Source organism: Ureibacillus sp. GCM10028918, assembly GCF_042666115.1.
Classification (GTDB): Bacteria; Bacillota; Bacilli; order Bacillales_A; family Planococcaceae; genus Ureibacillus.
On the sequence record NZ_JBHTFK010000017.1, the window covers coordinates 413101 to 435817 of the forward strand.

At 35.6% G+C, this 22717-nt stretch carries 27 protein-coding genes; 9 read left to right on the top strand and 18 right to left on the bottom strand.

Features of this window, described 5'->3' with window-relative positions:
* Positions 1-75: 75 nt before the first annotated feature.
* From ACFQU5_RS14805 to ACFQU5_RS14820, 4 genes are all read right to left on the bottom strand, one after another.
* Positions 76-447 carry a potassium channel family protein gene (locus tag ACFQU5_RS14805; RefSeq protein ID WP_390289205.1) on the bottom strand — a complete coding sequence of 124 codons (372 nt, stop codon included), beginning with the start codon at positions 445-447 and terminating at the stop codon, positions 76-78.
* Positions 448-556: 109 nt separating this feature from the next.
* Positions 557-2068 carry a flotillin lipid rafts scaffold protein FloT gene (gene floT / locus ACFQU5_RS14810; protein ID WP_390289208.1) on the bottom strand — a complete coding sequence of 504 codons (1512 nt, stop codon included), beginning with the start codon at positions 2066-2068 and terminating at the stop codon, positions 557-559.
* A 12-nt stretch (positions 2069-2080) separates the two neighbouring features.
* The gene (locus ACFQU5_RS14815; protein WP_486395231.1) at positions 2081-2620 is read right to left on the bottom strand and encodes an NfeD family membrane protein; all 540 of its coding nucleotides are present in this window, start codon (positions 2618-2620) and stop codon (positions 2081-2083) included.
* 357 nt (positions 2621-2977) lie between these two features.
* A complete protein-coding gene (locus tag ACFQU5_RS14820) occupies positions 2978-3457 on the bottom strand; it encodes a dihydrofolate reductase (RefSeq protein ID WP_390289211.1) in 480 nt (159 codons plus the stop codon).
* A 143-nt stretch (positions 3458-3600) separates the two neighbouring features.
* Between ACFQU5_RS14820 and ACFQU5_RS14825 the strand changes: the two genes are divergently transcribed.
* From ACFQU5_RS14825 to ACFQU5_RS14835, 3 genes are all read left to right on the top strand, one after another.
* Positions 3601-4407 carry a hypothetical protein gene (locus tag ACFQU5_RS14825; RefSeq protein WP_390289214.1) on the top strand — a complete coding sequence of 269 codons (807 nt, stop codon included), beginning with the start codon at positions 3601-3603 and terminating at the stop codon, positions 4405-4407.
* Between the two features lie 138 nt (positions 4408-4545).
* Positions 4546-5001, top strand: coding sequence for a branched-chain amino acid aminotransferase (locus ACFQU5_RS14830; protein ID WP_390289216.1), 456 nt, complete (start codon positions 4546-4548; stop codon positions 4999-5001).
* A gap of 19 nt (positions 5002-5020) precedes the next feature.
* Entirely contained in the window at positions 5021-5974 is a 954-nt protein-coding gene (locus ACFQU5_RS14835) for a TRM11 family SAM-dependent methyltransferase (RefSeq protein ID WP_390289219.1), read from the top strand.
* A 155-nt stretch (positions 5975-6129) separates the two neighbouring features.
* On the opposite strand, the gene ACFQU5_RS14840 is transcribed toward ACFQU5_RS14835, so the two are convergent.
* Positions 6130-6645 carry a GNAT family N-acetyltransferase gene (locus ACFQU5_RS14840; protein ID WP_390289222.1) on the bottom strand — a complete coding sequence of 172 codons (516 nt, stop codon included), beginning with the start codon at positions 6643-6645 and terminating at the stop codon, positions 6130-6132.
* Positions 6646-6838: 193 nt separating this feature from the next.
* Between ACFQU5_RS14840 and ACFQU5_RS14845 the strand changes: the two genes are divergently transcribed.
* Together ACFQU5_RS14845 and abc-f are read left to right on the top strand one after the other, a co-directional pair.
* Positions 6839-6973 carry an RAxF-45 family protein gene (locus ACFQU5_RS14845; protein ID WP_390289225.1) on the top strand — a complete coding sequence of 45 codons (135 nt, stop codon included), beginning with the start codon at positions 6839-6841 and terminating at the stop codon, positions 6971-6973.
* 118 nt (positions 6974-7091) lie between these two features.
* Positions 7092-8915: a ribosomal protection-like ABC-F family protein gene (abc-f, locus tag ACFQU5_RS14850; RefSeq protein WP_390289228.1), complete on the top strand. Its 1824-nt coding sequence runs from the start codon at positions 7092-7094 to the stop codon at positions 8913-8915.
* A 59-nt stretch (positions 8916-8974) separates the two neighbouring features.
* Here the strand turns inward: abc-f and ACFQU5_RS14855 are convergent, their stop codons facing one another.
* Positions 8975-9931: a thymidylate synthase gene (locus ACFQU5_RS14855; protein ID WP_390289231.1), complete on the bottom strand. Its 957-nt coding sequence runs from the start codon at positions 9929-9931 to the stop codon at positions 8975-8977.
* A gap of 82 nt (positions 9932-10013) precedes the next feature.
* On the bottom strand, positions 10014-11210 hold the full coding sequence (locus ACFQU5_RS14860; protein WP_390289234.1) for a GGDEF domain-containing protein: 1197 nt from the start codon (positions 11208-11210) through the stop codon (positions 10014-10016).
* A 455-nt stretch (positions 11211-11665) separates the two neighbouring features.
* Here ACFQU5_RS14860 and moaC point away from each other — a divergent pair, with 455 nt between their 5' ends.
* Complete coding sequence (gene moaC, locus ACFQU5_RS14865; protein ID WP_390289236.1) at positions 11666-12151, top strand: cyclic pyranopterin monophosphate synthase MoaC; 486 nt, start codon at positions 11666-11668, stop codon at positions 12149-12151.
* Between the two features lie 41 nt (positions 12152-12192).
* Here moaC and ACFQU5_RS14870 read toward each other — a convergent pair whose 3' ends face one another.
* The 9 genes from ACFQU5_RS14870 to ACFQU5_RS14910 form a co-directional block, all read right to left on the bottom strand.
* On the bottom strand, positions 12193-12702 hold the full coding sequence (locus ACFQU5_RS14870) for a MogA/MoaB family molybdenum cofactor biosynthesis protein (RefSeq protein WP_390289239.1): 510 nt from the start codon (positions 12700-12702) through the stop codon (positions 12193-12195).
* A 20-nt stretch (positions 12703-12722) separates the two neighbouring features.
* Positions 12723-12956, bottom strand: a complete 234-nt coding sequence (moaD, locus tag ACFQU5_RS14875; protein WP_390289242.1) for a molybdopterin converting factor subunit 1 — start codon at positions 12954-12956, stop codon at positions 12723-12725.
* A 21-nt stretch (positions 12957-12977) separates the two neighbouring features.
* Positions 12978-13418, bottom strand: a complete 441-nt coding sequence (locus ACFQU5_RS14880) for a molybdenum cofactor biosynthesis protein MoaE (protein ID WP_390289244.1) — start codon at positions 13416-13418, stop codon at positions 12978-12980.
* Positions 13419-13437: 19 nt separating this feature from the next.
* Positions 13438-14709 carry a molybdopterin molybdotransferase MoeA gene (locus ACFQU5_RS14885; protein WP_390289247.1) on the bottom strand — a complete coding sequence of 424 codons (1272 nt, stop codon included), beginning with the start codon at positions 14707-14709 and terminating at the stop codon, positions 13438-13440.
* 12 nt (positions 14710-14721) lie between these two features.
* Complete coding sequence (locus ACFQU5_RS14890; protein WP_390289250.1) at positions 14722-15738, bottom strand: MoeB/ThiF family adenylyltransferase; 1017 nt, start codon at positions 15736-15738, stop codon at positions 14722-14724.
* 6 nt (positions 15739-15744) lie between these two features.
* Positions 15745-16410 carry a molybdate ABC transporter permease subunit gene (gene modB, locus ACFQU5_RS14895; protein WP_390289253.1) on the bottom strand — a complete coding sequence of 222 codons (666 nt, stop codon included), beginning with the start codon at positions 16408-16410 and terminating at the stop codon, positions 15745-15747.
* A 15-nt stretch (positions 16411-16425) separates the two neighbouring features.
* Positions 16426-17193, bottom strand: a complete 768-nt coding sequence (gene modA / locus ACFQU5_RS14900) for a molybdate ABC transporter substrate-binding protein (protein WP_390289256.1) — start codon at positions 17191-17193, stop codon at positions 16426-16428.
* 27 nt (positions 17194-17220) lie between these two features.
* Positions 17221-18240 (bottom strand): GTP 3',8-cyclase MoaA, encoded by a 1020-nt coding sequence (moaA, locus tag ACFQU5_RS14905; RefSeq protein ID WP_390289259.1) that lies wholly within the window; start codon positions 18238-18240, stop codon positions 17221-17223.
* Between the two features lie 229 nt (positions 18241-18469).
* Entirely contained in the window at positions 18470-18661 is a 192-nt protein-coding gene (locus tag ACFQU5_RS14910; RefSeq protein WP_390289262.1) for an ABC transporter permease, read from the bottom strand.
* A 326-nt stretch (positions 18662-18987) separates the two neighbouring features.
* Between ACFQU5_RS14910 and ACFQU5_RS14915 the strand changes: the two genes are divergently transcribed.
* The 3 genes from ACFQU5_RS14915 to ACFQU5_RS14925 all read left to right on the top strand — a co-directional run bounded on the left by ACFQU5_RS14915 (position 18988) and on the right by ACFQU5_RS14925 (position 20520).
* On the top strand, positions 18988-19485 hold the full coding sequence (locus ACFQU5_RS14915) for a DUF2798 domain-containing protein (RefSeq protein WP_390289265.1): 498 nt from the start codon (positions 18988-18990) through the stop codon (positions 19483-19485).
* Between the two features lie 243 nt (positions 19486-19728).
* A complete protein-coding gene (locus ACFQU5_RS14920; protein ID WP_390289267.1) occupies positions 19729-20103 on the top strand; it encodes a hypothetical protein in 375 nt (124 codons plus the stop codon).
* A gap of 174 nt (positions 20104-20277) precedes the next feature.
* On the top strand, positions 20278-20520 hold the full coding sequence (locus tag ACFQU5_RS14925; RefSeq protein ID WP_390289270.1) for a DUF5367 family protein: 243 nt from the start codon (positions 20278-20280) through the stop codon (positions 20518-20520).
* A gap of 302 nt (positions 20521-20822) precedes the next feature.
* Here ACFQU5_RS14925 and ACFQU5_RS14930 read toward each other — a convergent pair whose 3' ends face one another.
* Both ACFQU5_RS14930 and ACFQU5_RS14935 read right to left on the bottom strand, forming a co-directional pair.
* Positions 20823-21662 (bottom strand): M15 family metallopeptidase, encoded by an 840-nt coding sequence (locus tag ACFQU5_RS14930; RefSeq protein WP_390289273.1) that lies wholly within the window; start codon positions 21660-21662, stop codon positions 20823-20825.
* A 649-nt stretch (positions 21663-22311) separates the two neighbouring features.
* The gene (locus tag ACFQU5_RS14935; RefSeq protein ID WP_390289381.1) at positions 22312-22701 is read right to left on the bottom strand and encodes a methyl-accepting chemotaxis protein; all 390 of its coding nucleotides are present in this window, start codon (positions 22699-22701) and stop codon (positions 22312-22314) included.
* Positions 22702-22717: the final 16 nt, after the last annotated feature.

Genomic DNA, 22717 nt, shown 5'->3' on the forward strand with positions numbered 1-22717 from the left:
TGGGATAGAAATCTATTTTTGAAACAAAAAAGAAGCCTCAAATATCGTTGAGACTTCTAAATCTATATATATCCTTTAACTTTGCCTTTTCTTTTTTTGGGGAACTGCAGTTTTTTTATCCACTTTATCTTCTTTAATCATCCCTCGACCTAAATTGACCAGTAGAGCAAACATTAAACCAGTACCTATAATTAAATAAAGTACAGTAAATAGTTTGGTCCCTGTTGTAGATGGAACGAGATTCGTATCTACTCCAGTTGGTATGAGACTCACTACTGCAAAATAGAAGGCGTCAATTTTCGCCCATCCTTCGAATTTCGAATAGAATAGTGTGCCCGATAACACGATTAATGCAACCGTAGTTAAGATACTTATAAATTGTGGTTCCTTTACTGCATGGTAGAGCCCTTTTAATAATCGTTTAAAACTTAAGATGACTGATAACATGTATTTTCTCCTTTATGACTACATCTATTAGTCTGTATTGTATCATTCGGTTACATTATTCAAAAGTATGCTTATTAAAAGGCTCTACATTTCCATTCAAATTACTATGTTAAACGAATTGCTTCTCTTCTTCGCTTTCATTTATTTCTTCTATAGTTGCTGGGATGTGAGGTTTGCCGGCGAAAGTCTCGATCAGCTCTTTCACATCAATACCTGAAGATGCTTTTAATGTCTCTTGTAAACTGGACATAAGATTTGTAGCATAGGATGTGATGCGATTTGCACCGCCGCCTTCCCCGTTTCCTGTGTCGACAACCGTAATTTTATCAATATTCGATAATGGACTTGCAATTTCTTTAGCGTATTCAGGCATCATGCGTACAATCATATCAAGCACAGCCGCTTGACCAAATTGTTCGAAGGCTTCAGCAATTTTGCGTTTTGCTTCGGCTTCAGCCAACCCTTTCAGGCGAATGATTTCTGCTTCAGTTTCCCCTTGTGCACGCTCAGAATCAGCTTTTGCTAAACCATCTAAGCGGATTTTTTCTGCTTCCGCTTTTGCTAAAGACTCAATACGATATTTCTCCGCATCCGCTTGGGCTAGATCTTTCATTTTTTGTGCTGCAGCATTTTGTTCTACTGCATAGCGATCTGCATCGGCTTTTTTCTTCACTTCAGAATCGTATTGTTTCTCACGACGTAATATCTCTTTTTCTTCTAGTTCAATTTGCTTTTGACGCTCAATGATGCGCACTTGCATTTCTTGCTCCGTAACCTGTTGTTTCGCTCTGGCCGATTCTAACTCATAGGCTTGGTCCGCACGTGCTTTTGCTTTATCCTGTTCTAGTTTATATTCTGCTATTTTTAATTGATTATCCTTTTCGGCCTCAGCAATTTCAGTTGCTCGAATTATCTCTGCCTTTTGAGCTTCCTTCTCTGCTTCTGCACGTTTAATACGCGTTTCCTTTTCAGCTTCCGCTGTTGCAATATCTGCATCTCGCTTGACTTGTGCAATTCTTGGTTTACCTAGGGAATCCAAGTATCCATTCTTGTCTCGAACATCCTTTATCGTAAAGGAAACAATGACTAATCCCATCTTCGCTAAATCTTGAGTTGCCACTCGCTGCACTTCCTGTGAAAACTTATCACGGTTTTTATAGATTTCTTCTACTGTCATAGAACCCAAAATTGAACGTAAATGTCCTTCTAATACTTCCTTTGCTTCATTCTCTCTGTCTGCCTTGCTTTTCCCTAAAAATTGCTCAGCAGCTGTTGCGATTTCAGAAATGGAGCCTCCGATTTTAATTATTGCCGTTCCATCAGCCATTACTGGAACACCTTGTTCAGTGTAGACTTCAGGAGTTGTTACCTCTAATTTGCTAGATAATAGACTTAATGGTTCCGATTGTTGAAATACAGGGAAAACAAATGTCCCCCCACCACGGATAATTTTAATGCGATTGCCTGAATCGTCTGTATGAACGTTTTTCGACCCTAAAAAGCTTCCTGTTACGATTAATGCTTCATCAGGTCCTACTGTTTTGTATTTTGTAATATACACTGCAATAATGGCTAAAAGTATGAATACTGCTATACCGATAATAATTAATGTACTGGACATCCTTCATTCCCCCTATAATTTAAATTGTAAAGTTGACTCATATTTCTTTACATAAACTGTCCCTTCTTTTGCTTCAATGATGAGAACTTGTTCATCATATTCGATTGATTCATTTTCAAAGCCTGTAGCTCGCTTTGAAATAATCCCGTTGACTGTCTCGATAATAATTTCTCCAAAGCCATCAACTGGGATGGGTACGATAACTTTCCCTACTTGCCCCCCAAGGGATTCCTCCGTATAGGCTAGTGAAACTTCGGCACTTTTCAATGGTACGAGTATAAAGAAATAGATCAGGCTAGTAATAATTGCTGATAAAATACATGCGAAGATAAGAATTAAGGAACTTGACAGGTTAGCGAATTTTTCCAGCAAGAAGCCACCAGCTGAAGTAATGGTTATAAACGATAAAATAACCGCTGGATCAACAAATGGTATTCCCTCAAATAGGCCATCAAACAGTTCAGAAAAAAAGAGATAAAGGATGGTAATACAACCAACGATAATCAAGGTAAATAAATAAACTGTATGAAGCTCAGCTCCAAATAACATCAAATAACACCACCTTTTTACCAAATTAATCCTTATGACTTATATACGGACCACTCGACATTTAGTTTCGAAATATTTGAAAAATTTAAAATAAGATAATTCCATACTGTTGACAAACGCTCGCATGAAGCTACGGTTGCCTCGTTGGTCCCATCATGGACGTCATGCTCCAAACAATTCTTTACCCGAGCCGACCGTCTGTATGACAAAACTTTTCGAGACAACCTGGGTGCTTGTATTTTAATCGAGTTAACTAAAAAAACGTGTAGACAAAGTCGAAAAATCGACTATGTCTGCACTCTGAAATTTTAAAATAAAAAAATCCCTTATCCTTTTGAGATAAGAAATTTTCTAGAAGCTTTATTTATTTCTATCATAAATACAGTAGGTGTAACTATAGCCACCAGGTGTTTTTACAGGTTCGCTTTTCGATACCAGTGTCCATTCAGTGCCGTATGTCGGGAAGTAAGTATCTCCCTCAAAATCATGCTCAATATGAGTAATATAAAGTCGATCAGCAATTGGCATTGACATTTTAAAAATTTGCTCACCGCCAATAATCATCACTTCCTCTTCGTTCCCGGCAAGTTTTAGCGCCTCCTCTAAACTTGCCGCAACTTCTATTCCTTCTACTCGATAGCTTTCATTTCGTGTTATGACGATATTTCTGCGACCTGGCAATGGTCTACCAATTGAATCAAAAGTTTTTCTTCCCATAATCATCGGTTTTCCCATTGTTTGTTCCTTAAAATATTGCAATTCTCCAGGCAGATGCCAGGGCATTTTGTTTTCATGGCCGATCACCCGATTTTTGTCGTGCGCTACTATTAGTGATATCATTCTATCTCTCCTAAAAATCATCATTTCTTTTTTATTTTATACTTTTTTATTCATATTTTTACAAAGAACTTAATATAAATATATAATAGACATTTTATTTGCAACAGTATATATAGTTTAAAACTAGTAAAGGAAGTGAAAAAATGCTTTCTCATGTCGGTCACAAATTATCGATTACTCTAGAAGGATACCCAATTCAAACAGAGATTAGTGATATTGTTTATGAAGAGCTTATTGCAAGTAATAGTAAATACATTCTCTTAGATGAAGAGACTAACACGATTACAGTTAAACGATCTTTTTTTAAAAAGAACAAACTAGTTCAAAATGTTACCCGATTTTTTGTTGAATTCGCAGGAAATGAAGTTACGATTGAATCACCTGCCGAAAAAAGCGAATTGGTTATAAATTCTAGCTTTAACGATGAACTAATCGACATGAATTACAAAAATAAAACAATCGCCATTATTTTAGAATCTCCTCATATTGATGAGTATGAGGAAAGTAAGGAAAAACTTGTTCCAATAGGAGCCGCTCAAGGTCAAACAGGTAAGAAAATTGAAAAAAGTATTGAAAATCTAATTTTGTCGCTATTAAATTATGAAGTGATAGAGCATCTGCATCAATACCGAGTGATACTGATTAATGCAGTGAATTTCCAGACATCTCTCCATTTCATCCACGAAAAGCCAATGAACAACTATTATCGTGAATTACGGGATAAGATGTGGTTGAAAATGTGGACGGAAATTCCTCAAACTAAGTATGATTTTATAAAACAATTAGATTCACTAAAAAGGGACTCCATTTTAATAAACGCTTGTCCCAAATCCTTAAAACCACTTGTTAATCAGGAGTTAATTCAATTCGCAGATCGCTTTTCGCTTTTTGAAAGTAATCACCCGAGCTCCACAGAAAATTGGACGAAAAGTTTATTTAAGCTGAATTAATTGGAGAATACAATCTAATTATAAATATGGATAAATTATGTTAAACTAAATTATTGATTAAGACAGTCGTATGCTGACTGTCTATTTTTTATTGTATTAAGGGTTATAATAAGATGAAAATAGTTGGAGGGAAATAAAATGACACTTAATTTAGCAGAGGTTTACATTGAGCGTTGTGACAAAGATTCTGAAGAGGTGATTGCACAGGAACAGGCTTCATTCTTATCTACATCACTCACACATTTGAAACAGCACATGAACGAATTTATTTTCATTGAATCAAAAGATTTTGAGCCAATTAAAACAGATAGTCTTTCGATCGAGGTTGACGATGTTTTTAAAACGTATATGGTTTTATTAGGTTTTAAAGTGCAAAAAAAACATGCAGCTATCATCAAATCTTATTTTGAAGAAAATCTGCATGGTGAGAACATTTATACTAGTATGATGTTTTCGGGTGAAGATGGACTGTGGGATATCAATATCCCGATTGATAATATGAATGGTTTCCGCGAAGATATGACCTTACGAGAAGCGATTTCAATCATTTATAGCTTCCTCGTACAGTTAATAAGCACAATTGAACAACAATAGAAAAAGGATGAATAACCGATTGAAAAACAAACAAACAAACACGCCCTATATTTACACCTATGTACATCACAAAAATGAACACGATCTTTGTCGAATGGAGATGCGTTCTTTTTTCGGTTTCGATACGCAATTAAACTACTTAATGAGTCCTATTAGAGTAGATCCTAGTCGCAGCCCGTTCATCGAGGACCGATTAGAAGTCATATATGAAGCAGAATCCATTTCAGAACTGAAAGAAATGATTAAGGATATGAAAATCAATGCTTCCACATATAAAGTCTATTGTTTTAACAGAATGGACTTAGGGGAAATCAAAAAAATTCCCCATTCTGAACGCCGTCAAGTGGAACGTGAGCTGGGCTTAATCATCGACGGGGAACCTGATTTGGACAACCCCGAGGCCGTGTATGGATTAGTTACACTAAACAATAGATGGTATTTTGGAAAATATACAAAAAGTGTTTCAGTATGGAGTGAACATGTACATAAACCAAATAGTTATTCGACAGCACTGAACACAAGAGTTGCAAGAGCAATTGCTAATATTGCTGTTCCAAGCGTAAATGGAATCCGTGCAATTGACCCGTGCTGCGGAATCGGAACAGTTGTAGTGGAGGCTCTCTCCATGGGAATTGATATTGCAGGAAGAGACATTAACCCTTCTGTATGTGTTGGAGCACGGGAAAATATAGCGTATTTCAATTTAGAGGGAACAATTACAAATGGCCCTATTTCAGAAGTCAGTGAGCACTATGATGTATGTATCATAGATTTACCATACAATCTTTATACGCATATTACCCGTGAAGAACAATTTGATATTATCAAGCACGCAAGAAGAATCGCCGATAAATGTATCTTCGTGACCATTGAAACGATAGATGACTTAGTAGAAGAAGCAGGCTTTAGAATTACAGATCGTTGTATAACGAAAAAGCATTTATTTGTAAGGCAGATTCTATTATGTGAATAAAAGAAAGACTCTCAGATGATTGATCATTCTGGGAGTCTTTTATTGCCCCATCCCCTCGAGTCGCGGTCTGCCTCCTCCTACGAAGGCAATAAGCACCAACTTGTCCCGATACGCAAGCAGCTTGGAGCTAAGCAGGGCGCTTACGTTTTTCTTATTCAATTTGTCCACTCTTCGCCCAGAATAGCGTAAAAGTATTCATCCCACCATTCATCATTATGAGGAATACATTTTTTAAAAAGCCCTTCCCGGCGCATTCCAATCTTCTTCATAATTCGGTAGGATGGAATATTTTCAGGCTGACACGTTGCAATAATACGATGTAGCTTCAACTCAGAAAAGCCATAATTTAATATGGTATGCGCTGCCTCAGTAGCAAAACCTCGATTATAGTAATTTGAATTAAAGACCCATCCAATTTCATATGTATGATTCCCAAAATACTTAAAGAATGCAATATGCCCTATCAGTCGGTTTTCCTCTTTTAGTATCACTGCAAACTTCTCGGCAACCTCTCCCATATTTTCAATTATGAAACTATGCGTCTCCACCATGCTCAAGACGCCTTCTGGTATATACTTCATAACAAATGGGTTTGATGTATATTCATGAACTTCCTTTACGTCATCAATATTAAATTTTCGAATCAGTAATCTATCACTTTCTATGTACATCCCAATTTCTCCTATCTCGTATATAACTATGCTGCTTTACAGTAATTCTACTAACCAGGAAAAATTTCCTTCTTTTTTATTAATTGAGCTTTTTATTAGCAAATACAACTAGTATATATAATCAGGGTCTGATTGACATTTCCCAAAAAAATGAATATACTGAAAGTAACTATTATGATCGGAGGTGAAAAGAATGAATACATTGGCTGTGACGACATGTGTAAATAATGACCGTTTCCTTTATTTTTCACGTGTCATTACTTTCGATTTTGCGCCTAACGGGATTCGTATGCCCTTTTTTAGACAAACAAATCGAAAACACAGCTGATTGACCATTCTTTTCACACACGTACGAAAAGACTGCTTGTTAATCGAGCAGTCTTTTTTGCGTAAAAAAATGACTCTTAAAGTTTGGCTTCGCTGTGTAAAAAATGGAGGAACTTACAGTGTCGATAAAAGCAGAAAATATTACAAAAATATACGGTGGTACCGTAATCTTTGAAGAATTAACAATAGAAATCTATGAGGGAGAGCGTGTAGCGATAGTAGGACGCAATGGCTGTGGCAAAACAACTCTTCTAAAACTACTTGCAAATATAGAAATACCTGATGTTGGTCGAATTATAAAAAGAAAAGGTACATCAATTGGCTACTTGCATCAAATCCCCCCTTATGAGCATGTGCTCGCTAGTGATGTGCTAAAAGAGGCTTTTACATCCATCATTGCAATGCAAGAAAAGATGCATGAAATAGAACTGCAAATGGCAAATTCCGAACAGCTCGATAAACTTTTAAAACAATATGGGGAACTACAAGAACAGTTTATTGCTCTAGGCGGCTATGAAATTGAAGCCAAAATCCATATGATTGCAAATGGGTTAGGAATTACTCCCCTTCTGCAGACTCCTTTCCATCTTTTAAGTGGCGGAGAAAAAACAAAGGTAATGCTAGGGCAAATTCTTTTATTAAATCCACAGATATTACTATTAGACGAACCTACGAACCATTTGGATATGAATTCAATTGAATGGCTTGAGAGTTATTTGAAAAATTATGAGGGAACTTTAATTGTCGTATCCCACGACCGTCAATTCATGAACGAAGTGGTGACAAAAGTCATTGAGATTGACCAAGGTGACTCCTATTCTTATGCAGGTAATTATGATGAATTCCTAAGGATGAGAGAAGCCAGGATTCTAAATGAATTCTCTCAGTATGAAGAACAACAAAAGAAGATTACGAAAATGAAAGAGACAATCAAAAGACTAAAAATATGGGCAAATGAAGCAAATCCACCGAATGCAGCCTTACATCGCCGAGCAAAAAGCATGGAAAAAGCACTAGCTAGAATTGAGTTGGTGAAAAAGCCAATTGTCTCTAAAAAGATGCAGCTCAAACTAGAAGCAAATGAGCGGAGTGGCAAAGATGTGCTACATTTAGAAAATGTCACAAAACAATATGACAAAGTTTTATTCAAAGAGATTACCCTACAGCTGCGCTGGCAAGATCGATTAGCAATTGTCGGTTTAAATGGCACTGGAAAATCGACTCTCTTAAAAATGATTACAGAAGAAATTTTACCTGATTTAGGCAAAGTCGTAGTTGGAAGTAATGTCAAAATCGGTTATTTATCACAAAGCTTTGTGTATGAGGATAGCAATGCAAGGCTAATTGATGTTTTCCGAAAGGAAGTATCTATAAATGAGGGTGAAGCCCGCAATATTTTAGCGAAGTTTTTATTTTATGGCCATGATGTCTTTAAAAAAGTGAAGGATTTAAGTGGTGGCGAGAAAATGAGGCTACGGTTAGCACAGCTCATGTACGAGGATATAAATCTCCTGATACTCGACGAACCGACCAATCATTTAGATATTGAATCGAGAGAGGTACTAGAAGAGACTATTCAGCATTTTAATGGTACCGTATTAGCCGTCTCGCATGATCGCTATTTTCTAAATCAGCTCTTCCATCGTATAGCATGGTTAGAAAATCAAAAACTATTTTTATATGATGGCAATTATCATTGGGCTCGAGAGAAGCATAGCCTGCCGGTTATCGATGAAATTCCAGAGAATACAAAGGTTACAGAAGTACCTAAGAGTCAAAAATCTAAAAGCATACCTATCGATGAACAAATTGAGCAATTAGAGAAAAAGATTAATGTAGTAAAAGATCGATATAGCGAAACCAATCAGCCATACGACAAGAAAGAACTGGAGAAACTCGAAAATCAACTTGATGAACTTTTATCAATCTGGATAAATGAATAACCAAAAACACTGCTCGCTCCATCTATTGGAGCAGCAGTGTTTTTGAATGTCATAAGCAATTATACAGCTATTGGCGCCTTAATCGTTGGATGTGGATTATAATTTTCAATCGTAATATCCTCAAGCTCCATATCAAAAATGGAAGCCTTTTCGGAATTGATCTTTAAAGTTGGTAAATCCTTTGGTTCTCTTGTAAGCTGTTCGTTAACCTGAACTAAATGGTTTAAATATATATGTGTGTCACCAAAACTATGAATAAACTCCCCTACGTCTAAACCACATTCACGGGCAATTAAATGTGTAAGCAATGCGTATGATGCAATATTGAACGGCACTCCTAAAAATACATCTGCACTACGTTGATATAATTGGCAAGAAAGCTTTCCGTCCGCTACATAAAATTGGAAAAACGCGTGACATGGCGGCAGTGCCATTTCATCAACTTCGGATGGGTTCCAAGCAGTCACAATCAGACGTCGTGAATCTGGGTTATTTTTTATTTGATCAATTACTTTTTTTAATTGGTCAATAGTGTCCCCTTTTGCTGTTGGCCATGAACGCCATTGTTTCCCATAAACTGGACCTAAGTCCCCAAACTCTTTCGCAAACTCTTCGTTAGTTAAAACTTTCTCGTTAAAAATTTCCATTTGTACCTCAAGTACTTTTGCGAATTGTTCGTCATGTGCTGCACGTAAACCAAAGTCCGTCATGTCCGGTCCTTCATACTGATCAGACTCTACCCATTTCTTAAATGCCCATTCATTCCATATATAATTCTTATTTTGTAATAGATATCGAATATTTGTGTCCCCTTTAATGAACCATAACAACTCACTAGCTACCAGCTTAAAAGGTACTCGCTTCGTTGTTAATAGTGGGAAGCCTTTCGATAAATCAAATCTCATTTGATGACCAAATATACTAATTGTACCTGTTCCAGTTCTATCTTCTTTTCGAACACCGTTGTCTAATATTTGTTGTACTAAACTTAAATAACTTGTATCTGGATGCTGCATTACTACCACTCTCCTGTCTCTTATCACTATTATACAGAAAATAAGGCCAAAAAAAAGGATGATTCCGTATACTAAAATCATCCTACAATACTTGTAATTGATGTCGATATTCAAAACTATTTCGGCCATTTTCTTTTACGGTATACAGTGCTGCATCCGCTTCACTAATACAATCGTATATCTCTTTTAATTCCCTTATCTCTTTCGTACATGCCCCGATACTTACCGTTACTACTGTGTCAATCGAGGAAGACTGATGCTGTATGTTCAACTCGGAAACACCCTCTTTAACTCGAAAACATATATTTTCCACAATCTCTTTTGATTCATTGGATAAAATCAATATAAACTCTTCTCCGCCAAATCGCCCTGCAAAACATTCAAATTCTATTGAAATATTGTTTAATAGTCTCCCAATCTTAACCAATACATTATCCCCTTCAGTATGACCATATGTATCGTTGTATAATTTAAAGCAATCCACATCAACCATTATTACTGAAATTGTATGATGAGTTTCTGAGATTTTTTGTTGAAGATTGATTATATAATCATTATAGGCTCTTCTATTATATAAATTTGTTAACGGATCGAGAGTAGCTTCTAGTTCGAGTTGCCGGTTTGTTTCTTTCAGGAGTTCGGTTAAATTTCTTAGGTGCTGAACTTCCTGCGTCATATCGGTACGGAGTTTTTGATTACGCAGGTAAGCCAAGTAAGATGACCGCGATATAAAGAAAACAATCACTACTAAAGTGAGAATATAAGTAACTTGCAGATAATAAACATCCTCTTTCCCGTGATGAATACTAAGTTCCATTAATAGGAGGAAGCTGGAAATACAAAGTGAAATAAGCATTTCTAACGGTTTAATTACTAGAAATGGAATACTGGAAAATAGTATTAAAGAGTAAATCAGTAAAGAATTATAGAGAGTATCATCTAGTATTGGAAGAAGTATAGCCATATTTAAGAAAAAAGCAATATAGAAATGGATTAAAAATTTAATGCTTTTATAATTGTTTACTGAAACACTAATTTTTCTAATATCAAGTAAATAAACATAAACACAATTCACAATTAATAAGATAGAGTAGTGAAGCAATTCTATGGATGATGAATCATAGAATTGGATAGAGGGAACTATTTCCAACATATTAATGATGATAATTAGAGACAGAAAGATTGTCATATAAATTTTATTTATCCAACTTATTTTCACGAGATTGTGTTCGAGTTTTTCAACTTTAAGAGTCAATTCTTCATCAATTTCATACTTCAATTCCCACTACCCTCCTTCCATCTATAGTAAATTTACGATGTAATTTTAAAAGATAGCAAACAACTATTTATCATTCTAAAAATCACCATAACTTATTCTAAAAATTACTCATATCCTTTTAATCTATTTACTATTAATTATATGTATTCTACATAGCAAAAAGACCATTGATTTAGTACAAGATACGTGCCAATAGTCTATATAAAAGAGTTATTGATTCGATATAACCTACTAGACAGCAGCACTTTTATACAACCAACAGATACAATGCTTCTATGGAATTTCGGCAAGTGAAACGTCACCAGTTCATCGAGATATTGTAATTCATTTACCGTTTACTATTACGGCAATACCGATAATGAATCATTTGTTTTTTTGCTTACAGATTTTGAATAGTTATTATCTTTAAACTCAAATTATTCTATACTATTATTAAGAGAATAGGAGGGATTGTCATGTCGAAATTAACGCATTTCAACGAACAAGGCAGAGCCAAAATGGTCGATATATCCGAAAAAAATGAAACAGTCAGAACGGCGATTGCCTTCTCTTCGATAAAAATCAATAAAGAAATCTACGGTGAAATACTAAATGGTACGAATAAAAAAGGTGATGTGCTAGCAGTTGCCCAGGTTGCTGGGATTATGGCCGCAAAACAAACCTCCAACATTATACCCATGTGCCATCCCATCTCGCTAACTGGGGTTGATATCTCATTTGACTGGGATGTCGATGTGAAGGAAAATCACTATGAAATTACAATTCAAGCCGAAGTAAAAACAAAAGGTTCGACCGGTGTAGAAATGGAGGCGTTAACCGCTGTATCTGCTACAGCGTTAACGATTTACGACATGTGTAAAGCAGTAGATAAAAATATGATTATCGGTCCTACGATGCTAATGAAAAAAACAGGCGGGAAAAGTGGAGAGTTTCTTCGCTAAAATTGAAAAGCCAAATTCTTATAATAGAATTTGGCTCTTTTTTAGTTATCTTTTTTAAGTTCATTTACTATATGTACCAGTTCTGGCAAGATTAATTTTTCCATCGCAAGCTTAACAGCACCCGTTGAACCGGGAGTAGAAAAAATAACGGTCCCCTTCGCTGTTCCAGCAAGTGCTCTTGAAAGCATGCTGGCCGAACCGATTTCCTCATAGCTTAGCATTCGAAATAATTCCCCAAATCCATGTATTGGTTTATCAATTAACTCATCAACGACATCATATGTAACATCTCGATTAGAGATACCTGTACCACCGTTTGTTAAGATTACATCTGCATTTAAATCTTCTATACCAGAGTTGAGTGTGGATTTAATGTCTACGAGTTCATCTTTTATAATCTGGTATCTTGTTATTTCAAAGAAATTTTTTGATAGTAACTCACACATGATTCGACCGCTTTTATCGGTTTCAAATGTTCTTGTATCACTTATCGTGACAACCATAACCTTTATGTTTTTCATCCTAGTTTTCTTATGTTCTTCAATACTCATTTAAGACTCACTCCTTTCGATTATCCACCACTAACCGGTGGAAGAAATGCTACAACATCACCTGATTCTACTTTGTCTTCTTCATTTGAAAACTCTTCGTTTACTGCCGTGATTACTTGTTGTAAATCAACGTTTGGGTAAATTGATCGAACATAGTTTTTGACTTCTTGAACAGTACATTCCGTACAATCCATTAACAGTGAATCAGAACCAATTTCTTCTTGTATATTAGCAAATAATAATATTTTAATCACAACTTCCACCTCATTTTTCGTTTATTCATATGAGTTTCTTTGCAATTGATCACCAATCCACTGAGTACCATCTTCCCAAAACTCTTTTTTCCAAATCGGGACCATTTCTTTTATTCGCTCGATTGCATATTCATTTGCTTCATAGGCTTCTTTTCTATGCGCTGAAGAAATAGCGATTACAACGGCTATATCTGATATATCAAGCTTCCCGACCCGATGTGCAATTGCCACCATGGTTCCTGGCCATCTACTTTTAATTTCATCACCAATTTCTGCTAACTTTTTGACTGCCATTGTTTCATATGCTTGATATTCCAAATATAGTGTTCTTTTACCATTTGTTAACTCCCGTACGGTCCCTATGAATACTGTAATTGCACCAGCATTAACTGATTTTACTTGCTGAATGATTTCATCAACAACAATCGGAGTATCTATTATCGAAAATAATGCATTATTCATTTCTTCACCTCTATTAATTCTAAGTTGTAAAATAACAATTTTTTTGTCCTTCATCAGATAAAAGTAAAATATCTATCGCACTTCCTTCTACATAACCGCTGTCGCTAGGCGGAAGTACCACGAGTGCATCTGCACCAACCAGCGAAGTAATGGAACTAGACATATTAAGACCATTAGAGGAAACAAATAGATTTGTCCCTTCAACTTTCACTTTTGTTCGAATCAACTGTGTGAATGCATTTGGAACACGGAAGTCTTCTGTTATGATTGCTTGATGTGACATAAGATAAGGCTGCTCATTCCCTAGCAATGTTTTGAGCACAGGTCGTACAAACAACTCAAATCCTATATAACTTGCAGAAGGATTGCCAGAAAGACCAAATAAAAATTGTTCTCCTATTTTAGCAACTGTCGTGACACTGCCAGGCCGCATAGCAATCTTGTTAAATAACACTTTCGCACCTAAACGATTATAAATTTCGGGTAGATAATCAAAATCACCGACAGAAACACCGCCAGTCGTAATTAGAATGTCCACTTGTGTTAGCGCTTGTTGTATAGCTGCATAACTTTTTTCGAGATTATCCTCAAGCTTTCCTAAATAAAGCGGCTTAGCTCCTACCTTTTCAATTTGTGCCATTAACATATATGAATTGCTATTGCGGATTTTTCCAGGTGCGAGTGGTTCATCAACTTCTAATAGCTCGCTGCCAGTGGCTAGGACACCAACTTTCGGTTGAACACCCACTAAAACCTCGTTATATCCAAAGGTCGCTAGTAACCCTACTATTCCAGGTGTAATCTTTGCGCCTTTTTCAACAAGGAGCGTTCCCTCTATAATTTCTGCCCCTTTTTTAAAAACTTTTTCGTTTACTGGGATTTGTTTATCAATAGCAATATAATGTTTGTCCTCTATTTCCAGTTCTGTTACATGTTCAAGCATAACAATCGCGTTGCAGCTTTTCGGCATCTCTGCCCCTGTCATTATTCGGACAGCTTGATATTTTTTAACTTCATCTTGAAAAACTGCTCCCGCACCAAAATGTCCTATTACTTCTAATACAACAGGACTTTCTTTAGTTGCCGTTCTTGTATCTTGGGCCATAAGGGCATACCCGTCATAAAGGGAGCGATCAAAGGCAGGTACATCTTGATTCGCAACGATATCTTCTGCCAAATATCGCCCACTTGCTTTGATTAATGGAATTCTCTCAACATTACCACTTTGAACATCGCTCATAATTTTTTCAATTGCTTCACCAATTAAAAATACTTTTCGGTCTGTCAGCATACATTTCACCTCTTAACCTATTAAATTGTAATAGAGTTTTTTTGCCTTTTGTATGTCGTTAATTCCATGGACAAATATTCGGCCATCTTTAAAGAAAACAAATCGATAGGATTGAAATTCACATGTCATTAAAAAAGGATTACGTTTTACACTATAGAATTTTTTCAGCTTTGTCTCCAACATGTCTAAGCTGAAGTTAGTGCTGGAGGGCAGACTTAATTGCACCGTATTTCGGCCACATAATACCGATGTTTTTGTTTGCGAATCATACTGCAAATAGGGATATGTGGCATTCTGTCCACAAGATAAACAATCATCCTGTTTTGCCTTTTCTACACGAAACGGATAATGTTGATTCTTCCATAAATCGATTGATAAAAATGTTTTCCGAAGGGATTCGTAATCCTCTACCAACAATTTCAGACATTCCGTCACTTGATACGTCGCAATCATTTGAACAATCGGATTGATTACCCCGATGCTATCGCAAGTTGCCCCTGTCATGGGGATTTGCTTCAATAAACAATGTAGGCACGGTGTTTGACCGGGCAGTATTGTATAGGTCATTCCGTAGCTAGAAACACATGAACCAAAAATGAAGGGGATGAGATATTTCTGGGATAAATCGTTCAAGACGAAGCGAATATCGAAATTATCAGAAGCATCAATGATGACATCTACGTTATCCATTAAAGGTGGTAAATTTATAGAATCTACATCCATCACAAACTCATTGATTTTGACCTTACTGTTAATGGCAGTCAATCTTCTTTTGGCTGCAATAGCCTTCGGAATGACTTCTTCACAATCTGCTTCACTATATAGTTGCTGTCTATGTAAATTACTCCATTCCACATAATCACGGTCTATAATCGTTAACGCACCAATCCCTGCCCGGACAAGCATCTCTGCATTGGCACTGCCAAGGGCCCCCATACCAACAATCAGTACATGTTTTTGCGAAATATTCTTTTGTCCATGTTCACCTATAAAGGAACACATTTCTTGTTTAATATATCGATTGTCCATCTAGTCTTAATCCCTTCCGTTTTCTTTTGATCGAACAAAATATAGTAAGAAAAAGGCTAAAATCATCGTTGTGAAGACCCATGCCCATGCAAGTTGCATATCCCCGTTATCAATGGCCATGTAGATTGCTGTTGGAACGGTTTGAGTGACTCCAGGTATGTTTCCTGCGAACATCAATGTTGCTCCAAACTCTCCTAAAGCCCTAGCACAGCTTAAAACACAGCCTGCCAGGATTGATTTTTTGGCAAGTGGAAGTGAAACTCGAATGAACACTTGCCTAGAGTTTGCTCCTAAGTCTATAGCCGCCTCTTCAATTCCTTTATTAATGCCCTGGAATCCCGCTTTTGCAGTTTGGAGCATTAGAGGAAAAGCAACTACACTGGCTGCTATTACCGCTGCATACCAAGTGAATAGTATCGATTGCCCAAAGATTGATTTTAAGACATAGCCAATAATACTCTGGTTACCAAAGATAACGATTAACAAAAAACCAATGACAGAGGGAGGAAGCACTAAAGGAAGCATAAACAATGTTTCAAGTAATACCTTAAACTTAAATGCTTTTCTAGCAAAAACATAACCCAGCAAGGTACCTGCAAGTATAACAGTGGCACTGGCTGCAAGTGTGACTGTAATTGATAATTGAATCGGTTCCCAAAACTGATTCCACATTTTACTTCCTCTATTCTAAAAGGCAAATCCGTATTTAATCCAAATATCCTTACCTTCTTCACTTTGTAAAAATTCATAAAATTGCTTAGCTGCTGTTTGCGAATCCGTATTTCGCAGAACCCCAATTGGATATGTAATTGAATCATGGGTTTTGTCTTTAATAGTTGTAATTATTTGTACTTTTTCAGAGTTAACCGCATCCGTTTTATAGACGAAACCTGCTTGTACATTCCCTGTTTCTACATATGTAAGCACTTGTCTAACATCCTTGGCATAAACAATCTTATTATCAAGTTCTGACCACAAATCTAGAAATTCCAGTGATTGCTTGGCATAAGATCCTGCTGGAACAACAGAAGGAGTACCAATTGAGATCTTCTCCACATTGTTCGAACTTAGATCGTTCAAGTTTTTTATTTGTAAATCTCCTTTTCTAGCAGTTATTAGGACAAGTTCATTCTTAATAAATGTGGTACTTTCTTGAATAAGGTCTTTCGTCTCTAATACATTAAACTTCTCTCTTGAGGCAGATATGATTAAATCGACTGGTGCCCCCTGCTCAATTTGCTTCACCAGTGAACCAGAAGCTCCAAAATTATATTGAATGTCTATGTATGAATGCTTCTTTTTAAATTCTACAGTCATTTCTTCTAACACATTTTGCAAACTCGATGCTGAAGAGACTGTTAAAACGACCGAATCTTCTTTTTCTGAACTAGAATAAGCGCATCCTCCGATGATAAAAATTAAACCTATAGTAATTAAGATTACTAGCTTTTTCATGAAAATACTCCCTAAAACAAATGAAGGTTAACCGCCAATATAAGACATTTCTATCTTTTTTTTGGTTTGATGCTTACTGATTTCAACTCTTTGTTCGGAATAACGATCACTCCTTTTATTCCACAAATCTGAGATAAATTGAGTTAAGTCTTCATTTGATATTTCTTCATTTCGCATTAAGCTCACCAAGTCTGTCCCTTGAGTTGCAAATAAACAAGTAAATAGCTTGCCATCTGCAGAAATCCTTGCTCGGTTACAGGTTGAACAATAGCTTTCTGTAATGGACGAAATAAAACCAATCTCTTTATCCGTATTTTTATAGCGATAGCGTTTCGCCACTTCGCCGATGTAGTCTGGATCTACAGCTTCCAACGACATTGTTTGTTGAAGCTTGTCGAGGACTTCCCTGCTCGGAACAACCTTTTCCATATTCCATCCATTTGTATTTCCAACATCCATAAATTCAATATAACGTAAGGTGTATCCTTCATTAAAACAATATTTGGCTAGAGGAAGAATGTCTCCATCGTTTATTCCTCTTTGCACGACCATGTTAATTTTAATCTGCAACCCTATGGAAGCGGCCTGTTCAAGGGCCTTTAGAACCCTTGCAACGGGAAAGTTTCGCCCATTCATCTTGCCATAATTGATCGGATTAAGACTGTCTAGACTTACATTTATACGCTTTAATCCTGCATCCTTTAACTGTCCGGCATAATGCCCTAATAAAAGTCCATTTGTAGTTAGTGCAACATCTTCTATCTCTTGTATCTTGTAAATCCGTTTGATGAGATGTGGTAAATCTTTTCTAAGTAGTGGTTCTCCACCAGTAATTCGTACCTTTTTCACACCTAAAGAGCTAAAAACCCTTACAAGATTCTCAATCTCGTCGAAATTCAGGAGCTTTTCAGGAGGGAGAAAAGGATAGTCTGTCCCAAAAACTTCTTTTGGCATGCAATATGTACAGCGAAGATTACATTGATCCATAACAGAAACTCGCAAATCTCGGAGTGGTCTAGATCGTGTATCTAAAATGGCCATGTGCATCTCACTCCTTTCGTTATGTTTCTATTATAAGAGTAGTAGGAAGAATAAGGGAGTAAAATGTCCGATTCTCATTTCTTTGTTTTAAAGTTAATGGCTACCATTTTTTCCTTATCATAGCGAATTTAAGACAAATTAAAAAGGCGCTGCTCGTAATGCCATTACTTCCTGAGCAGCGCCTTTAATCAAATGTGTCTAAATCATCGTACAATTCAATTTGTTTTTCCAATTGTTATGTTGCCTCCCGTAATATCTGTTTGTTGTTTTCAAGTATGTGTAGAATTTGTTGTAAAATCTTTTCTTCTGTTTTAGGAGATGAATTGACCTCCTTCATAATAATTTTGTGCAATTCCAAAATTGTGCTTACGTCGAGTTTATGTTTCTCTGCTAATTGAAACGCTCGCTCTAGCTGACCGGTTATCATCGGCATCCTCCTCAATGTTTTATATATTTATTTTACCCCGAAATGAAAAATTTTTCACTATTCAAAACAAAATAAATTATTTAATTGTAATTTACTCAGTTTATGCTGTAGTTATTCATCTTGCCTCTATATTGCGGGAAACGAATTTTTTCCAACTATGCATAATCATGAATAAGTAATCCGATAAAAGTACCCTGCTTTTTTGTTGCTTCTAATTAACCAGTTACTTCGAGTACCGTCACAAAATGTTCATAATAATTTCCTTACGAGGCGTGAATGTATTTCTATATAATAACTTCTATTGAACAAAAAAGGAGTGTTGACTAATGCCAACAACAAAAAAAGAAAGTCTGTATTTTGGGTTGATTATGTGTTTTGGAATGGTTTTATTTATGACCTTATATAATTTATACCTTAATGGCATGTTTGGTAAAATTACTTTCCTAGGAGGTATCTCTAATTTCATAGTAGGATTTATCGTTGCATTAATACTAGACCTATATTTAGTTGGACCTTATGCTAAAAAAATTGCATTGAAATTAACTGCAAATACTACTAAGGTGATCTATAAAGTACTTACAATTTCGACATGCATGGTAATTGGGATGGCTTTTTTCATGTCCATCTATGGTCTAGTTACAACTTATATCCACAATGGATTTACTTCAAACTCAGTTATTAAAGAATTTTTCTTAGTGTTTTTGAAAAACTTCATTTTTGCTTTACCTTTACAAATAATAATCATGGGGCCAATCGTGCGTTTTATCTTCACTAAATACATTAAAAATACTCAAAATGACATGGTATTAAAAGATACTAACTAACTTTCCCTGTCTTATTGGAAACCATTTTGATTTCTTATCTAATGGTTTCTTTTACTCTAAAAATTTATGGATCAGAGATAATTTCCATTCCGATACCCTTCTTGAATATACAAATTTGTTTCCAGTATCAAAATGAACCCATTGTGATGAAATATTTACAAAATATTTACTTTCCTATTTCTAGATTATGGTAGAAAATATAATGGGTTCAAACAAAATTTCTAATCTGGAAGGTGTTTGCTTGTGGGTTATTTATTTGATTTTCTTTTAGCAATTGTATTAACGGCTTTATCTTACTACATCGGCAGCTATTTACTTAGGAAGGACTTATCAGCTTTACAAGCACTAATAATCGGTACTTCTGTTGTCTCACTAGGTGCCATTACAGAGGCCCTCAATGCACCAATGTTGTTAATCATATTAGTACCTTTCCCTGTTGGAATGATTTTACTTTATTTATTCTTAAAAGAGTCTGTAAAAACTTGGTTCATAACATATTTGTTAACACTGGCTATATATACTGTTATTCACGTTATGATGAGCTACTTCTTTAAGTTCCATTCTTTAATACCAGCTTGGAAATTAAATGATTTCGTTTTAAACAAAATGGGTTTTTAGAAGAAACGGATTTTACTACTTAGAGATTGTAGGTGTATTTCAAATGTTGAATGTAGTTTGGGGTATTTTATTATGGATCACAGCAACTATTCTTTTTCGCATTTTCGGACAATTGCTTCTTGTACCTGGCAATGAACTATTATTAATAATTTTTCCTTTATTATTGCCATACCTTTGATTGCAACTTGCACATATCCTTACTATTTCTGGAGGAAAATACCACAACCCAAACGCCTAATAGCCTCTGTACAAATTGCTCTCCCAGGAATGATATTAGATATTTTCAGTATTATTTATTTTGAAAACGTGTTTACTAACTTACACGTTGATACGTTACCTTTTTTCGCTTCTTGGCTACTATGGGCATATAGTTTGTTATTAATTACTGGTATTCCAAAAGGGAGCAAATCCACCTAAAGTAAAATTTCTTTTAAGGATTAGGCAAAATTTCTTAGGTATACCATATAAGGGTCATATCAAAAAACCTTTGGAAAGGACAAAACATACCTCATACAAAAAATATGTTTTATCCTTTCTTTCAAATAAAGCCTCTTTTAAGTGAGAATTAATTTGCTATTTTTTCCCTTAATGAATTCCATAGAAAACCAAAAACACCCAAAAGGAATTATTAAACAAACTCTAAAAGACTACTTAAATTGCACTTCGTTGTTCTATTTAAGTGAAGTAACTATTTGAATTATAACCTGGTATAGAATATTTTATCTTAAATCAATCATTCTATTAATCATGGTACCGACTTGCTCTCGGGTAGCTAAGGCACGTGGATTGCTGCCGTCTGTAATACCTGATGCTATTAATTTCTCCCAAGCTTCTTTGTGTGTAGATGAGACAACCGAATTATTTTGTACAAAAGTCTCGTGATATCGTTTTAACACAGTATATAATTGTTGACGTGTTAATGCGCCTGCTGGATTAGATCCGTCCGTTAACCCAACACTTTTTGCCCATTCATAATCTTCTTTGTGTGATGTGCCAACATCTGCACTGGAGTTTGAATTCACTTTTTTTTCTAATTCTTTTTTTAATGCTTCAATTTCATTTTTAAGCTCTTCATATTGTGACAATGTTAATTCCTCCTCTTTGATTAATTGAACCCTCACGTTACTGGACGTTGGTACCACAACATCGCCTTCAAGTTTATAACCTTTTGGCATGATCCAATTTGCTTTCACTTCAAAATGTGGACGGTCAATGTTGTTGGGCCATGTACCGCCCCAAGTGATGTTTAATTTTTTAGCAATAGCCCCTACTTTATTAAGCGTTGCAACATCATATAATTTTTTAGGGGGTGCTACTGCAATATCCCACGCTAAACGAGCCATGTGATTACTAGATTTTGTCCATGTAACGATTTGTCCTGAACGTGTGCGCCCTTGGGCATATAAGTAATTTTGCCGTTCTTGGGAGCGATATGTTTCTGTAATAAAAATATCTCTAATCTCAGCTTTATAACACTCCTGAAACAACAATTTACAAGCTAACCGTGCTGCACTTGTCAATTCGTTTATATCTCTATTCGCTGTTGTTATTGATTCCAAAAGATTTCCCCTTCTACTTATTATTTTAGCGCTACTATGCTATCAGAAGACGCCAGTCATTGTGGAATCTATTATAATAACAAGCGCTAATATACTTAGTATAATCTCAATAATAGATTTGATTTAGTCATTATACATAGTAATCTCTATATTAAAAATATCCCTACTTGATTAGTGAGTACTAGGAGATGATTAAATTCCTTTGTCCTCAAATCTTGAACAACCGGTGTGTGATAATGAACCGTTCAAGAGAAAGACGTCTCTTGTAATATCTTTTATCTCTTTAATAGAGTCTGATAAACTAGCTAACCCATGAAGAACATGTTTTACTTTGAAACTTCTCTTGTATGGCTTATTTCTTTCTAGATTTTGGACCTAACTTTCACTTATTTTTCTGAACGGATTTATTAAGATTCCTCCCTCACTAATATAATTGTCGGAAACCCCCACCCTCCTCATAATGTCTTATCTCCGCTGTTCAACAAAGCTAAGAAAGCTTCATCAAACTGCCCATAGTTTAAGTACAATTCATATCATTCTTAATATGATTCAAAATGAACAAGCATTATAGAAATAAAAAACCGTCCTCCACAAAATTGGATAACGGCTTTTGAACATTTGATTATTTGCTTAAGATTCTTGGTTTAATTTACTTTAAACCTTTAAATTCATCCATACTATTACTAATTTTCACTTGAGTCTCTTCTACTCTTTTTTGCAAATCTTCAGTTATTTCACTAACTTTTACGATTTCATTCGTAATATTTTCAATAGTAGTGTTGACATTTGTGATGGATTCATCAACATTTTTAGCCAATTTACGTACTTCATCAGCTACAACCGCAAATCCACGACCATGCTCTCCGGCTCTTGCAGCCTCTATTGCTGCATTTAATGCCAACAAATTTGTTTGAGATGCTATATAACGAATAGTTTTAGAGATGTCACTGATCTGTTTAGCTTGCCCATTCAAATTTTGTAGAGCTTGTATGTTCTCATTTGAGTCAATAACGATGAGATTTCCTAATTCTACAGACATGCCATTTAATATTGAG

Coding starts and splice junctions, on each gene's coding strand:
- ACFQU5_RS14805 (WP_390289205.1), bottom strand. CDS start 447: ATGTTATCAGTCATCTTAAGTTTTAAACGATTATTAAAAGGGCTCTAC.
- floT (WP_390289208.1), bottom strand. CDS start 2,068: ATGTCCAGTACATTAATTATTATCGGTATAGCAGTATTCATACTTTTA.
- ACFQU5_RS14820 (WP_390289211.1), bottom strand. CDS start 3,457: ATGATATCACTAATAGTAGCGCACGACAAAAATCGGGTGATCGGCCAT.
- ACFQU5_RS14825 (WP_390289214.1), top strand. CDS start 3,601: ATGCTTTCTCATGTCGGTCACAAATTATCGATTACTCTAGAAGGATAC.
- ACFQU5_RS14830 (WP_390289216.1), top strand. CDS start 4,546: ATGACACTTAATTTAGCAGAGGTTTACATTGAGCGTTGTGACAAAGAT.
- ACFQU5_RS14840 (WP_390289222.1), bottom strand. CDS start 6,645: ATGTACATAGAAAGTGATAGATTACTGATTCGAAAATTTAATATTGAT.
- ACFQU5_RS14845 (WP_390289225.1), top strand. CDS start 6,839: ATGAATACATTGGCTGTGACGACATGTGTAAATAATGACCGTTTCCTT.
- ACFQU5_RS14855 (WP_390289231.1), bottom strand. CDS start 9,931: ATGCAGCATCCAGATACAAGTTATTTAAGTTTAGTACAACAAATATTA.
- moaC (WP_390289236.1), top strand. CDS start 11,666: ATGTCGAAATTAACGCATTTCAACGAACAAGGCAGAGCCAAAATGGTC.
- ACFQU5_RS14870 (WP_390289239.1), bottom strand. CDS start 12,702: ATGAGTATTGAAGAACATAAGAAAACTAGGATGAAAAACATAAAGGTT.
- ACFQU5_RS14880 (WP_390289244.1), bottom strand. CDS start 13,418: ATGAATAATGCATTATTTTCGATAATAGATACTCCGATTGTTGTTGAT.
- ACFQU5_RS14885 (WP_390289247.1), bottom strand. CDS start 14,709: ATGCTGACAGACCGAAAAGTATTTTTAATTGGTGAAGCAATTGAAAAA.
- ACFQU5_RS14890 (WP_390289250.1), bottom strand. CDS start 15,738: ATGGACAATCGATATATTAAACAAGAAATGTGTTCCTTTATAGGTGAA.
- modB (WP_390289253.1), bottom strand. CDS start 16,410: ATGTGGAATCAGTTTTGGGAACCGATTCAATTATCAATTACAGTCACA.
- modA (WP_390289256.1), bottom strand. CDS start 17,193: ATGAAAAAGCTAGTAATCTTAATTACTATAGGTTTAATTTTTATCATC.
- moaA (WP_390289259.1), bottom strand. CDS start 18,240: ATGCACATGGCCATTTTAGATACACGATCTAGACCACTCCGAGATTTG.
- ACFQU5_RS14910 (WP_390289262.1), bottom strand. CDS start 18,661: ATGATAACCGGTCAGCTAGAGCGAGCGTTTCAATTAGCAGAGAAACAT.
- ACFQU5_RS14915 (WP_390289265.1), top strand. CDS start 18,988: ATGCCAACAACAAAAAAAGAAAGTCTGTATTTTGGGTTGATTATGTGT.
- ACFQU5_RS14935 (WP_390289381.1), bottom strand. CDS start 22,701: ATGTCTGTAGAATTAGGAAATCTCATCGTTATTGACTCAAATGAGAAC.